The sequence below is a fragment of the Burkholderia sp. AU27893 genome, assembly GCF_002223205.1.
In the GTDB taxonomy this organism is placed as follows: domain Bacteria; phylum Pseudomonadota; class Gammaproteobacteria; order Burkholderiales; family Burkholderiaceae; genus Burkholderia.
The window spans coordinates 1371175-1385241 of sequence record NZ_NKFD01000004.1 but is presented as its reverse complement, the minus strand read 5'-3'; the positions used below and the strand labels follow the sequence as shown (position 1 = coordinate 1385241).

The window sequence follows — 14067 nt, the reverse complement described above, 5'->3', positions numbered from 1 at the left end:
GGGCAGGTTGCCGGACCCGTGCAAGTGCGCGCCGACGCGTGCCGAACCTGCAAGATCGATATTTCCCGGAGCCAGTCACTTTCATGGCCAGTCACAAGCAGAAGTTCGAAATCCTGGACGGCTTGCGAGGCATCGCTGCCATCAGCGTGATGTTCATGCATTTCCTGCAGGAACTATCGAGCACGATCCTGCAGGGTGCCTATCTTTCCGTCGACATGTTTTTCATGTTGAGCGGATTCATTCTTGCGTACTCTTACGGTGAACGGCTGCGCCAGGACGCATGGCGTGGCGAGTATCTGAAGCGCCGGTTGATACGCCTGTACCCGATGATTCTCATCGGGTTCGCGATCGGCTTCGCCAGCCTTATCGTCATGCAGGCCAATTCGTCCGCGCGGTTCTCGACGGGCAACCTGGTGGCCGCCACCGGCCAGAATCTTTTTCTCGTTCCGTACCTCGGTCGCTTTTCGGTGTCAGGTTTCGTCGGTGCGGCGAATCACAGCTTGCCGTCCATCAATGATCCCGGCGTATTCCCGCTGAACCCGCCTGCCTGGTCGCTGTTCTTCGAGATGTTCGCGAGCGTCGTCCTGATCGTGGCAATCAGGATGAGCGCGCGCAATCTGTCGAGATGGGCCTACGCCTGTCTCGTCGCATTCCTCGTATACGGTTTCCTCGCCAGTCTCGATAACGACAAGCTGGCGATCCTGATGAGCCAGGGCTGGGCGGCGGATAACTTCTTCGGCGGCTTCTTCAGGGTGGGCTACGGGTTCTTGTTGGGAATCGCGATCGGCAAGATGTACGACGCGAATCTTCCGGCGAAGTCGCATTGGTTCATCGGCGGGCTGGTGAAGAACGACTACATGCTGTTTGTCGTATTCCTGGCGGTCGTCGCGTTTCCGTCGTCGATCAAGGGGATCTATTCAGTGGCGATCCTGCTGTTCGTCGCCCCTGCACTGGTTTACCGGGGGGCCACGCTCGCGCCCAGCGGCAAGGCGATTGCAAGGCTCAGCGCGTTCCTCGGCTGGATCTCGTATCCGCTTTATTGCGTGCACTATCCGATCGGAAGGCTGGTGTTCGCGTATGCGCCACAGGCCGACATCCACATTGTCCGAACCGCGATGCTCGCCGCGTTTCTTTCGATCGTGTCCGCCGCCATCCTGGCGAAATTCGTCGAAGAACCGATCAGGTCGTATCTGGGCAAGCGCATGTTCGGAAATCACCGGGCCGCGACCGGCAACCCGGTCAACGCCGGGTAACCGGCGCAGCGCGCGGCGCATGCCGGCGTCGTTGCGGCGCCGGCATGCGGGAATGCGGGATTTCGGGAATCGCGCTTACAGCCCCTCGAAGATCTCCGTCATCATCTCGGCGCTTCGGCGCCAGCGATATTTCTCCGCGTGCAGGCTTCCCTTGCGTTTGAGCTCGGCCCTGAGCTCGGCCGAATCGAGCAGGGTCCGCAATTGCCGTGCGATGTCGTCCTGGGAATACGGATCGCAGTACAGGGCCGCATCGGCACAGACTTCCGGCAGCGCGGCCGATTTGCCGACGACCGCCGGACAGCCGCAGCGCATCGCCTCGAGAGGCGGTATGCCGAAGCCTTCGTAGATCGACGGATAAAGGAAGCATGCCGCGTTCTGATACAGCGCCTTCAATTGCTCGTCGCTGATGTAGCCGACGTACTTGATGTTCGGTTCGGCGGCCGACAGTGGATCCTGCTTGCCGAATACGGTGGTGTTCTGCATGCCGACGATGACGAGATCGACCGACGGATCGTCGATCTGCCGGAAAGCCGCGATCAGCCGCCCGAAGTTCTTGGTCGGATTCATGCTGCTGACCGCGAGCACGAATCGGCCGGGCGTCAGCGCATGCTTGTCGAGCACGCTCGTGTCCGCTTCCAGCGCATCGAGATGATCCGCACCGAGCGGCACGACGCTGATCTTCTCCGCGGGCACGCCGCAGTGATGCGCGAGGCGATCCCGTGAGAAATAGGAGTTGGTCAGCACGCAGACGGAAGTGCGCGCGAGGATCCAGAACATGATCCGGTACCACACGCGAAACGGGCGTGAGAAATGTGCGGGCGTGTCGAACACCGCCGCATCGTGCATGTAGATGATCTGGTTGCCGATGAAAACGGATGCCGAATTGCTGAGATTGACGATGCGGCCCCGGCGAGCGAACAACGGGAGCACCAACTGCTCCCAGACCACACCCTTGTAAAAGCCGACCTTGACCGTCCTGGCGCCGCTGACCTCGACGCCGGGCTGCGGAGGCACCAGCACGGTCACCGGATCCTGCGGCTGAAACTTGATCAATGCGGCGATCAGCTCGCGCGCGACGCGCTGCACGCCGGTCGTCTTCTGCGTGGTGAAGCGGCCGTTATAGACGAGTTGCTTCGGTTTATTGAAAGTGATCATGTCAACAAGAAGATATCGAATTCGGAATCAGGCTTTGACGTGATCCGGTGCGACCGGCTTGAAGTCGCGCGTGTCGACACGCGGCTCCTCGGTATCGAGTCCGTAGAGCGCATTCCACTGCCGGAAAATCGCGTTCATCGAAAACCGCTGAATCGCCCGTTTTCGCGCTGCGGCGCCCATTTGCTCGCGAAGCTGCCGGTCGTCGCGCAGCGTCGTCAGATACGTGGCCATCTCGGCGGCGTTCGACGCGACGTAGCCGGTCACGCCGTGAATCACCACGTCGCGATTGCCCACGACGTCCGTCACCACGGCCGGTATGCCGGCGACTTGCGCTTCGATCAGCGCGACCGGCATGCCTTCCCAGCGGGAAGTCTGGACGTAGATGTCCAGCTCCGAGGTCAGCGCGAGCGCACGTGCGCGGGGTATCCAGCCGCTGCAGACGACGGCTCCGCGTTGGCCGGGATCCGGAATCTCGGCCGCGTTGCCGCCGATCCAGAGAAACTCGACGTCCGTGTCGTGCAGCATGTCGGCGAGTCGCACGAATGCGTGATGATTCTTCTGGTACGACGCCCGACCGCTCATCCCGATGACGACTTTGCGATCGTCGCGCATTCGACGCGGCGGGATCTCCGCCACATCGACACCGTTTTCCACCAGGACCGTCGATTTTGCCCGGACCTTTCCCCTGATCTCGGCGAGCTCGCTGCCCGAGCACGCGACGATGGTGCCGCCGATGTGCGCCGCGATGCGTTCGAAGCTCAGATAGGCGTACTGCTTCATGCGCGACACGTCGCGACGCAGGAACGAGAGTCCGTGCGGCGAGTAGAGCACCTTCGCGTTCGGAGTGGCGATCCGGGCGGCGATTCGCCCCAGCACGCCGGCCTTCGACGAGTGCAGGTGAATCGCGGTCGGTTTGCAGTCGCGCAGGTTCCGGACCAGCGCACGCACGCTGCGTAGATCCTGTTTGACGCTCACCTCGCGCGCCATGTCGACGTACACGAGCTTCACGCCGGGCAGGAACAGCGTCGAAAAATCGGTCGGGGTTTCCGATCGGATCGAGTGCAGAACCGTCACGTCGACGCCGGTCGCTGCGGCATGGTTGGCGAGATGGGTCAGCATCGAAAGCACGCCGCCACCGAATGCTTCGGCGATATGAACGATCTTTTGTTGGGTCATCTGTGGGTCCAGCGATTCGCTCGAAAATTCATCGCACGTCGTGACGATGAGTCGCCTGCGAATCTTGCGGTCTCGATATCCGGTTCGTGAAACTATGCATTCCTGATTGATAAATGCATCGCAGTCGCGGCCATTGGATCCTGCTGTCACAGTCGCGGGTTGGCGCCGACGAGGCAGCGTGATGGTTTCCGCCGCTGGAAGGTCGAGTCGACGTTGCCGCAGGAGCGCCGGACACGATGAAGCGCGAGGAATCCATGCCGCGTCATACGTGCGGGCGCGACGCCTCCGAACATCGAAACCGGCGTTCGACTACGACGGCTGGAGCCGGGACAACGACGAAGTCCGGTCAGTGCGCGTGAATCCACTGGTCCGGATCATTGTGCAGCGCATGCGCGACCCACTGGGTGCGATGGCTTACCGAATGCGCGATTCGGCGACGCTATCGCGCGTCGGCGTGACGGCCGGATGACTTGCGCACGCGTGCGAGCGGATTGGAGATATAGCGAATCGCGCGGTTGCTGAGCGTTGCCGACGGCAGCAAGCATGCGAGCGACAGCCCGGCTACGGCCGCTTTCTTGGCAACGCCCCAGAATGGGTTGCGCAGCACGGTTTGCCAGTAGCGTCCGGATTCGCACAGGAACCAGCGCCAGCGCCGCACGAGCGGGGCGTGATAGAGCGTGCTGGCGAAGCGGGCTTTCTCGATCGCGAAGTCGAGTGGCGCGATCGGCAATGCTTCGTGCAGCCGCGTGGCGGCGAGCATGCGCAGCGTCGCCCACCGGCGTTCGGCTTTCAGCGCGCCCGTCGCGGCGTCTTCCGAATTGGTGAGCGCAAGCGCCGGCGTGTCGGCGGACGGACGCGTCCCCGGCTGCTGGTGGACGCGATAGCCGCCGAGCGTCGCATCGATCATGTGCACGGCGCCGAGCAACGCGATACCGTAGATCGCGTAGAAATCCGCACCATGAAGATTGTCCGGGGTGACCGGCACCGGAAAGATGCGCTTGAGCGCATCGACCCGATACGCGTTGCCCGATGCGGGCGGCGACGGGTACAGCCAGCCCGCGCGCAACAGGCGGCCGCAATCGGTGTCGACGGCCGACTGCGGTACGCTGGCCCCGGTCACCGCACCGTCCCGCGCGATCACGTCGAGGCGGAAATGCACCTTTACGAAGTCGCCGGATGCGAACGCGGCCAGCACGCGGGCCGCCGCGTCGGCATAGAGCAGGTCGTCGGCGTCGAGCAGGATCACGTAGCGCGTCGTGAGATGCTCGATCGCACGGTTGTACGCGGCGACCTGACCGCGATTCTCCTGGAACACCGCCGTCACGCGCTCGCCGTACGAGCGAATGATGTCGCGCGAATCGTCGGTGGAACCGTCGTCGACGACCAGCACGCGGATGCCGGGCGCGCTTTGTGCGAGCGCCGAATCGATCGCTTCGCGCAGGTACGCGCCGTGGTTGTAGTTGCAGATTGCGATGGTCAGGGTGGTCATGAACGGATTCTGGACGAGCGACGTGCGGACGATCCGGGTGCCCGGCGCGCAGGGTGCGGTGCCCCGGAGCACGGTCGCGTCGCATGGCGGCCATGATACGCGTCGTCGATCGGCATTCGGTTCGCGAGCCTACCGTTCCGCGATCCGCTTCAGCGAAAGCGCGATGAAGCGTCAACGGCAAGTCGGATACCCGATACGCCGCGCAGGCAGGACGTATTGGTCTGTTGACGCACTGAAGTGCGGCGGGTTCGAATGGTCCAATCGACGGTATCGTCGGAGGACAACTCGGTCGGCATGCAGCGATTCGGATGCGCGGGCCGGCACGTTCGAAGTCATTCCAGGGAGTCGACTCGATATGCGTAGATCACGTGGCACGTTTCTCGCGCGCGCAGCGCTCGCCGCCATGTGCGCGGCAGGCGGGCTGGCGTGGCCGGGCGGTGCCGCGGCGGCATCCGGCACGTCCGCGCCTGGTGCGCCTCATGCGACTGTGCCGGATGCGGTCGTTCGTCCCGCTGCGGACGCGGCCGATCAGGCCGACATGCTGCAACGTGCGCTGGACGCGTTGCAGCCGGGCCAGCGACTGGTGTTCGCGCCGGGCCGGTATGTGGTCGGCCGGTCGCTGGTCGTGCGGCAGCGGCATGTGGTGTTGTCGGGCTACGGCGCGACGCTGATCGCGACCACTCCCGGCGACCAGACGATCGAGATGAGCGGGGACGGTACGACGCTCGTCGGCTTCAGGCTCACCGGAACCGGCACGACACGCCTCACGACGCCGGAGTCGTCGAAGGTCGAGGTGACGGGGCGCGGTGTGCAGGTGCTCGACAACGTCATCGACGGCGGCGCGGGAGGCGGGATCTTCGTGTTCGGCGGCGCGGACGTCGCGATCGTCGGCAACGAGGTGCTGTCGACGCTGGCGGACGGTATTCACATGACGCACGGCTCGCGCAACGTGCTGGTGCAGGGCAACGTCGTGCGCGGCACCGGCGACGACATGATCGCCGTGGTGAGTTACCAGGCGGAAGGCGTGCTGACGCGCAACGTGCTGATTACCGGCAACTCGCTGGAGGGCAATCCGTGGGGGCGGGGCATCACGGTGGTCGGCGGTGCGGAGGTCACCATCTCGAACAACGTCGTGCGCAACGTACAGGTGAGCTCCGGGATTCTGGTCGCCCAGGAAGACAGCAATCGCACCGCCGGCTCGTCCGACATCCGCATCGAGGGTAATTCGATCGCGGATATCCAGACGGCGACGGATCGGGCCGATGCTCGCCCGGTCACGCAGCAGGCGGCGATCGAGGTCAGCACGTGGTCGGGTTCGGTGTCGCGCGTGACCGTGATCGGCAATCGCGTGTCGCATGCGCGATTCGACGGCATTCGCCTGTGGGGAAACGTGTCGGGCGTGCGGCTCGCGGACAATCAACTGTCGGCGATCGGCGGAATGCCGGTCCGGATCGACCCTGCGCACGATTGCGCGGCCGGCCGGCAGGTGGGGGCATCGGGACAGCAGGCGAAGGGCACGCCATGTGCGGGCGCCGCGCTTCAGCCGCTGTCGGCGGCAGGCGACGCGATCGGCGCGGATACGTCGGTGTTGCCGCGCGTGCGCGAGTCCCTCAGGCGGCCGGCGGCGCCAGGCGGCGAACAGGCGGCCGCCCGTTGTTCGCGCGGCGGCGGGTGTTGGCTTCACACATGCCGTCGCGAACCGCACGCACTTACCGGATGACGTCGCGTTCCGCGGCTTCCTCGTCCGGTTCGCGCGAGGCGAGCGACGGGGGCGGCGGCGCGGTCCCGACGACTGCCCGCCCGTACTGATCCTCGAACCGCACAATGTCGTCCTCGCCGAGATAGTTGCCCGATTGAACCTCGATGATTTCGAGCGGAATCCGGCCGGGATTCTCGAGCCGATGCACTTCGCCGACGGCGATGTAGGTCGATTCGTTCTCGCACAGCAGGAACGTCTCGGTGCCGCGCGTCACCTTCGCGGTGCCGCGCACGACGATCCAGTGCTCGGCGCGGTGATAGTGCATCTGCAGCGACAGCTGCTTGCCGGGTTCGACCACAATCCGCTTCACCTGGAAGCGCTCGCCGAGATCGATCGAATCGTAATGGCCCCACGGCCGCTGCACCTTGCGGTGCTCGCTCGCCTGCGGGCGCCGGTCGCTCTTCAGGCGCGCGACGATGTTCTTCACGCGCTGCACGTCGTGCTTGTTCGCGACCAGCACCGCATCGGCCGTCTCGATCACGACGACGTCCTTCATCCCGACGCACGCGACGAGGCGGCCTTCCGAACGCACGAGGCTGTCCTGCGTATCCTCGAAGACGATCGAGCCGCGCGCGACGTTGCCGTGATCGTCCTTCGGCATGATTTCCCAGATCGCGTCCCACGTGCCGACGTCCGACCAGCCGGCCGCGAGCGGCACCACAATGCCTTCGATGCCGAGTTCGGTGTGTTCCGCGAGGCGCTCCATCACCGCATAGTCGATCGAATCCGATGGGCACGCATCGAAGGCGGCCGCATCGACCCGGAAGAACGGATCGTCGGCGACGCCGGCGCGCCACGCGTTGTCGCAGGCGGCATGGATGTCCGGCGCGAGTGCACCGATCGCTTTCAGCCAGACCGATGCGCGCGTGACGAAGATTCCGCTGTTCCACCAGTAATCGCCCGATTGCAGGTAGCGCTCGGCGAGTGTCGCATCGGGTTTTTCGACGAAGCGTCCGATCGCGTAGCCGCCGTGGCTGCCGTGGCGGCCCGAGCGCGGCTCGCCGACCTGGATGTAGCCGTAGCCCGTCTCCGCGCGGCGCGGCAGCACGCCAAGCGTGACGATCGCGCCTTCCTGCGCATAACGCGCCGCGCGTGCGACCGCGTCCTGGAACGCGGCGACATCCGCGATCACGTGATCGGCCGGCATCACGGCGAGGACAGGATCGTTCGCGAGCGCGTTCGCATCGAGCGCGGCCAGCGTCAGCGCGGGCGCCGTGTTGCGGGCTGTGGGCTCCAGCAGGATGCGGGCGGGCGCCGAGCGGCCGTGTACCTGCTCGGCGCTCATGAAGCGATGTTGTTCGCCGCATACGAGTAGCAGCGTGTCGCCGAGCGACGCGTTCGCGATGCCGTTCAGGCGGCGCGCCGTCGCCGACAGCGGCGACTCGTTCGAGACCAGCTCGATCAGCTGCTTCGGATACTGTTCGCGCGACAGCGGCCACAGCCGCGTGCCGGAACCGCCGGCGAGAATCACCGGCAGGATATTCGGCAGATCGGGTTCGGGAACCGGGTGAAGGGCGCGGGTCATCGGTTCGCTCCGGTATCGGCGGGCAGCCGGGTGTGAGGGCGGCCGTCGGCGCGCGTATCGTCGTCGCGCGAGAACGAAACCGCGCGCGACAGCAGGTGACGCAGCGCACCGGCCGTACGGTCGGCCGGCCGGATCAGGCCGACGAACGGCGCCCCTTGTTCGAGATACGGACCGTAGGCCTTGCGGAATCCGAACCGTTTGTAGAACGCCTGACGCGGCGCGGGGACGTGCATGCGCACCGCGGTGTCCGGCCATGCGGCCTGCGCGGCGGTGAGTGCGCGCCCGATCAAACGCTCGAGCGTCTCGTCATCGCGGCAGCTTTCGCTCGTCAGCACCTTGTCGATCATGACGTCCGGATCGATGTCGTCGCCGGGCAGGATGCGCGCATAGGCCGCGACTTCCGTCGTGTCGCCGTCGCTCGCGCTCGCATAGACGTGCAGCGCGCCCGCGTCCTTGCCGTCGATGTCGAGATGCGTGTGGGCGTCTTCGACCACCAGCACGGCGTTGCGCGCGCGCAGGATTGCATAGAGATCGACGGCGCTCAGATGTTCGAATTCACAACAATGCCATTCCATGATGCTGTCCTCGCGTGATGCCTTCGGCATGCCGCGCTGCACGGACGCGATCGTTCCGTACGGCGTGGCGATCTTCATCATCCGGATGCGCGCTCCGGCGGTCTGTTCGAAAGCGTACTCACGCTCCGGATTCGCAAGTCCGGCGCGTGCGATGGAGCGGTGTGCGCGACAGGCGAGCGTCGCAATGTGCGACAGCACACATCGTCGGGGTCGCTGCCTTTTCATAATTGATTCATCGTGGCGGGCTGCAATGAAGCGCGACTGGCCAGCATCGCCCGCGAACGAGCCAGCGGGGCGCGGGACCGACGATTGCGCTTGCCGACGACGGGCCGCTCGCGTACCGCATCGTCGGCACGCGGCCGACCGCATTCACGGCCGACGCGACCTGCCGTTGGGCCTGCATCCGGTCGAACCGCGGGGGTGCCCAGTCGCGTTGGAATGGCCATCATGCTGCGCCGCGAGACGCGCGTGCCGGCCCCGCGAATTTCAAATTCGTCGGCGGCGATTCGCGAAAAGCGCCAGCGTGGCGCGATGCCGTTGATTACGGCGTGATTACGACGTGTAACGGCGGGACGGCCCTCGCGCCGGCGCAATGGGATGGGGTTATCCGGGGGCGCGCGCGATTATGTGGTGCGAGGGAAACGGTGCCGCCACTTTGACGAGATTTCGACGGTAATTGCGGGTAATCGACGGTATCAATCTTGCGGAAAAGTAGTATTTGCCACTGATTGACGGGAAAGGTCATAGATAATCAAATCTCAGTGTTCAAAAAGGGGGCGGTGCGGAACGGCCTGCGCCGTAACGGCTTGATTCAGGTTTATCTTTTGCTAACAAAACCGGCCCGAAACGGGGTGTAAATTCAGGTGCGAATGAAATGGGGTAGTCAATCCGGGCGCGGTTTGGCGGCCCTCCGGTTCAGCATCGGCGCGATTGTCGTGTACGACGCGATGCCCATGCGGACGGTTTTTTGTTTGCCGACGTGCCCCGCCTGGCGGCGGGTTGCTTCAAAGCCGGAATGTCGTGGCTCCCGTAGCCGCGTGTTCCGTTCGAGTTCGATGACAACGAGACGGGATGATATCCGGCTCGATCTCCGGGGGTTCTCGCCGTGTGCAGTTTCGATCTTCGCCAAGGCTGCGGAAACGCAGCGCGGAAAGGCGGCCATGCGCCGCCTGCCGCCGCGCACGCGAACGGTTCGCGGAGTGCAGAAAATGATGGTTTGTTATGAATATGCCAATAACGCGCGATAAGAGCGCCGGCGTGGGGAGCAGTAACGGGCAGCGTCCGCTGATTTACTGGACGCAATCGCCGTCCGTGATGCTGCGAAAGGAATTGTCGCGCCGCGACTGGAAGGTGTCGGTCGTCGCGCATGCGAGCGAGCTGCGCGACACGTCCGGCGAAATTACCTGCGGCATTCTCGACCTGAGCGGCGGCCATGCCGATGCGATCGGCAGCATCGCGTCGACCTGCGCGTCGATGCGCGATGTCGTCTGGGTGGCGCTGGTGGATGTCGGTCAGACCACCTCGCCGAACGTGCGCGCGCTGTTGCGCGACTACTGCTTCGACTACGTGACGTTGCCGGCGTCGCATCAGCGGATCGCCGATACGGTCGGCCATGCCTACGGCATGGAATGCCTGTTCGCGCGCGATCGCGAACAGCTCGAATCGGAGGAAAAGGGCATCGTCGGCACCTGCAGCGCGATGCTGCGGCTGTTCGATACGGTGCGTCGTTTCGCCCGCACCGACGCACCGGTGTTCGTGTTCGGCGAAACGGGAACCGGCAAGGAACTCACGGCCGTCGCGATCCATCGTCATTCGGCGCGGCGCAACGGCCCGTTCGTCGCGGTCAACTGCGGCGCGATTCCGCCGCATCTGCTGCAATCGGAACTGTTCGGCTATGAGCGCGGCGCGTTTACCGGCGCGAACGCGCGCAAGATCGGCTACGTCGAAGCCGCGAACGGCGGCACGCTGCTGCTCGACGAGATCGGCGACCTGCCGCACGAGAGCCAGGCGAGCCTGCTGCGGTTTCTGCAGGAACGCTCGATCCACCGTCTTGGCGGCAGCGAGCCGGTGCCGGTCGATGTCCGGATCGTATCGGCGACGCACGTCGACCTGCGCGATGCGATGGAAGAAGGACGCTTTCGTGCCGACCTGTTCCACCGTCTGTGCGTGATGCGCATCGACCAGCCGCCGCTGCGCGCGCGCGGCAAGGACATCGAACTGCTCGCGCATCACATGCTCGAACGCTTCCGCGGCGATGCGCGCCATCGCGTGCGCGGGTTCTCGACGGATGCGATTACCGCGCTCTACAAGCACGACTGGCCGGGCAATGTCCGCGAACTGATCAACCGCGTGCGCCGTGCGGTCGTGATGACGGAGGGGCGCCTGATCACAGCGCGCGACCTCGAGCTCGAATACTGTCTCGATGCGGCGTCGCCGTCGGTGGCCGACATCCGCAAGTCGATCGAGCGCGAGGCGATCGAAACCGCGTTGCTGCGAACGCGCGGGCGCGTTGCCGCTTCGGCGCGCGAACTCGGCGTGTCGCGCGCGACGCTGTACCGCTGGATGGAGGCGTACGGTATCGAGCGGCCGCGCGGCACGGGCTCGTCCGATTGATCCAGGGCGGCACGACGCTCGCGGCGGCCGCCAGCGTCGTGTCAGCCGGCCTGCGTGGCTCGCACCGCGCGCGCGGCGTTCACGGCGCGGATTTCCACCGCGGGCGGGACATTGTCGCCGGCCGCCACAGGCTTCCCGTCGATGCGCAATGGAACGAGCGCGATGCGCGTCGGCGTGCCGGGCGCGAGATGGAACCAGTCGTCGCCTGGCATGAAACCCGGCGCGTCGATCTGCACATGGCGCGCGACGTGTCGCGTGTCGACGTCGACGTGCCAGGTCTCGCCGGTGCGCGACACGCATGCCTCGATCCCGAGTTCGCGACGCGCCAGCACGGCCGGATGCGTGCGCGACACAAAATGGAACGCCTGCGACAGCAGCGCGCCGTCGTCGGCACGCAGGGTCGCGACGACCGTATCGTGTTCGCACGGGCCAAAACGGTATGCATAGGTCCAGTCGAAGAAGCGGCCGAGCAACTCGGCCGAGCCGAGCCGCACCGTGTCGTGCGCGGCGATCCGCACCGGACAGCCGGCCCGCGCGACCGGCGTACGGCCGTCGCGCAGCGCGACCAGCTCGATTGACGCCGATAGCGGCGCCGGGCGCTCGTTGACGACGTGCACGTCGAGCCCGTTCAGCCCTTCGTCGACGAGGAGCACCTGGATCGGCTGCAGCACCTGGCGCAGCGCATACCATGCCGATTTCGGCCGGTGGGCGGCGTCGATCACGCCCCATCCGGCGCCCGGCATCACGTCCTGGAACTGCCACACGAGTGCGCCGGCGCAACGCGAGCCGGTGCGGCGCCATTCCGAAAACGTCTCGCGCATCACGTCCGCGACCACCGCACGCGAGAGCTCGACATAGCGCGCCGGATCCTCGCGCCGCAGCCGGTCCGGCACAACGTCGTACAGCGTCTGCAAATAGTGGTCGCGGATATCGTCGAAATCCCACGACGTGCCGGGGTCGCGCGGCACGGCCGCTTTCCAGCGCGGCTCGTGCACGCCGGGCCAGCCGAGGCCGGCGAGTGTCGCGTCGCACGGCACGTTCGCGAACGCGAGGCATTCGCTCGCAAAGCGCACGTCCGCGCGTCGCGCGTCGTCGAGCGGACGCAGGTACGCACCGACGCCGTAGTAGTGCGACACGCGTTCGCGCGGCGTGAACGGCAGTACGCCGCCGTCGGGCGAATCGGGCACGTACGGGACATCGGGACGAAGCGCGGCCGCATGGCCGGCCAGCCGGTCGGCCGTCAGTTCGAGGAAGCGCTGCTTCGGCCCGAGCCCCGACATCGCGGCCTGTTGCGCGATCTCGCTGCCGCCGCACAGCACCGCCAGCGACGGCGAAGCGCCGTGACGCGACAGGAACTGGGTCGCTTCGCGATCGACGTTGGCCGCGAACGCGGGATCGTCGAGCGCGTAATCGAAGTTCGCGAAACCGAAGTCCTGCCAGACCAGCAGCCCGAGTCGGTCGCACCCCGCGTGGAACGCATCGGCCTCGTAGGTCATCGTGCCGCCGACGCGGATCATGTTGAAGCCGGCGTCGCGTGCGAGCCCGAGCAGGCGGCCGTAGGTCGCGTCGTCCGTGTGCAGCGCGAGCGGCGCGGCGCTGCTCCAGCATGCGCCGCGCGCGAACACGGGCACGCCGTTGATGCGCAGTCCGAAACCCTTGCCGTCGGCGCCGGAATCGATCTCGATCGTGCGGAAACCGGTCGAGCCGAGCGGCCGGCGCGCATCGCCGATATGCAGCACAACGTCGTAGAGCGCCGGTTCGCCGTGCGTATGCGGCCACCAGCGACGCACGTTCGGTATCGCGACGTGCGTACGCAGCCGGTCGGCGCCGTCACGTTCGAGCGTCGCATGATGTTCGCCGCACGACAGCCGCGCTGCGAACGTATCGGGCAGCGGCGCGGCGAACGTCAGTTCCGCATCGAGCCAGCCCGTGTCGCCTTCGACGCGCGCCTGCAGTTTGCAGTCGGCCAGAACCGGTCCGTCGGCCGGATCGAGCACGTCGACGGGCCGCCACGGGCCGGTGGGCACATACGGCGGAAACCAGCCTGGCATGTGCCCGAACAGCGACGTGCGGATCGTGCGCAGCCCGGCCGGCTCGGCGAGCCGCGTGCGCCAGCGCGCGCGGCGCGGTGCGCGCGCGTCGCGCAGGTGCGGCGCGAGCGCGCGGAAACAGAGGGTCAGCCGGTGGGTGCCGTCGAGCGATACCGGCACGTCGTGCGCGACGAACATGCTGTCGGATTGGAGGATCGGCATGTCGTCGAGCCACGCTTGCGCGAGCGTCGCGAGGCCGTGAAAGCGCAGGATGCGCGGCCCGCGCCCGCGCAGTTCGATCCGGTACCAGTGGTCGCGCTCGTCGAGGGTTGCAGCTTCGTCGAGCCGTCCGGCCACCGCGAGCGCCTGCGCGACCGTGCCGGGCACCGGCGCTGTGATCCAGTCGCCGCCGTCGACCGGGAGGTCGCGCGGTTCCCGCACGGTGCCTGCGGCCGTCGCCAGCATCGACCACGCGGGCAGGGCGCGCGCGCG

General features: G+C 66.1%; 10 protein-coding genes. 3 read left to right on the top strand and 7 right to left on the bottom strand.

All coding sequences use genetic code 11. From position 1 onward, the window contains the following. Nucleotides 1-83: 83 nt before the first annotated feature. A complete protein-coding gene (locus CFB47_RS26090; protein WP_089462751.1) occupies nucleotides 84-1253 on the top strand; it encodes an acyltransferase in 1170 nt (389 codons plus the stop codon). Nucleotides 1254-1328: 75 nt separating this feature from the next. Here CFB47_RS26090 and CFB47_RS26085 read toward each other — a convergent pair whose 3' ends face one another. From CFB47_RS26085 to CFB47_RS26075, 3 genes are all read right to left on the bottom strand, one after another. Continuing rightward, nucleotides 1329-2408 carry a glycosyltransferase family 1 protein gene (locus tag CFB47_RS26085; RefSeq protein ID WP_089462750.1) on the bottom strand — a complete coding sequence of 360 codons (1080 nt, stop codon included), beginning with the start codon at nucleotides 2406-2408 and terminating at the stop codon, nucleotides 1329-1331. 27 nt (nucleotides 2409-2435) lie between these two features. Beyond that, entirely contained in the window at nucleotides 2436-3584 is a 1149-nt protein-coding gene (locus CFB47_RS26080; protein ID WP_089458057.1) for a glycosyltransferase, read from the bottom strand. 439 nt (nucleotides 3585-4023) lie between these two features. Beyond that, a complete protein-coding gene (locus CFB47_RS26075; RefSeq protein WP_089442759.1) occupies nucleotides 4024-5073 on the bottom strand; it encodes a glycosyltransferase family 2 protein in 1050 nt (349 codons plus the stop codon). Here CFB47_RS26075 and CFB47_RS26070 point away from each other — a divergent pair. Further along, entirely contained in the window at nucleotides 5072-6793 is a 1722-nt protein-coding gene (locus tag CFB47_RS26070; RefSeq protein WP_373453158.1) for a right-handed parallel beta-helix repeat-containing protein, read from the top strand. The genes CFB47_RS26075 and CFB47_RS26070 overlap by 2 nt on opposite strands. Here CFB47_RS26070 and CFB47_RS26065 read toward each other — a convergent pair. The 3 genes from CFB47_RS26065 to CFB47_RS41285 form a co-directional block, all read right to left on the bottom strand. Further along, complete coding sequence (locus CFB47_RS26065) at nucleotides 6783-8357, bottom strand: mannose-1-phosphate guanylyltransferase/mannose-6-phosphate isomerase (protein WP_089462748.1); 1575 nt, start codon at nucleotides 8355-8357, stop codon at nucleotides 6783-6785. The two genes, CFB47_RS26070 and CFB47_RS26065, sit on opposite strands and share 11 nt — an antisense overlap. Next, nucleotides 8354-8932 carry a drug:proton antiporter gene (locus tag CFB47_RS26060; RefSeq protein ID WP_089458970.1) on the bottom strand — a complete coding sequence of 193 codons (579 nt, stop codon included), beginning with the start codon at nucleotides 8930-8932 and terminating at the stop codon, nucleotides 8354-8356. Before CFB47_RS26060 ends, CFB47_RS26065 begins: the two co-directional genes overlap by 4 nt. Nucleotides 8933-9815: 883 nt before the next feature. Continuing rightward, the gene (locus CFB47_RS41285) at nucleotides 9816-10094 is read right to left on the bottom strand and encodes a hypothetical protein (protein ID WP_179258963.1); all 279 of its coding nucleotides are present in this window, start codon (nucleotides 10092-10094) and stop codon (nucleotides 9816-9818) included. Between the two features lie 59 nt (nucleotides 10095-10153). Here CFB47_RS41285 and CFB47_RS26055 point away from each other — a divergent pair, with 59 nt between their 5' ends. Further along, nucleotides 10154-11545 (top strand): sigma-54 dependent transcriptional regulator, encoded by a 1392-nt coding sequence (locus tag CFB47_RS26055; RefSeq protein ID WP_179243726.1) that lies wholly within the window; start codon nucleotides 10154-10156, stop codon nucleotides 11543-11545. Nucleotides 11546-11586: 41 nt separating this feature from the next. Here the strand turns inward: CFB47_RS26055 and CFB47_RS26050 are convergent, their stop codons facing one another. Continuing rightward, nucleotides 11587-14040, bottom strand: coding sequence for a glycoside hydrolase family 2 protein (locus CFB47_RS26050; protein WP_256946754.1), 2454 nt, complete (start codon nucleotides 14038-14040; stop codon nucleotides 11587-11589). Between the last annotated feature and the right edge of the window lie 27 nt (nucleotides 14041-14067).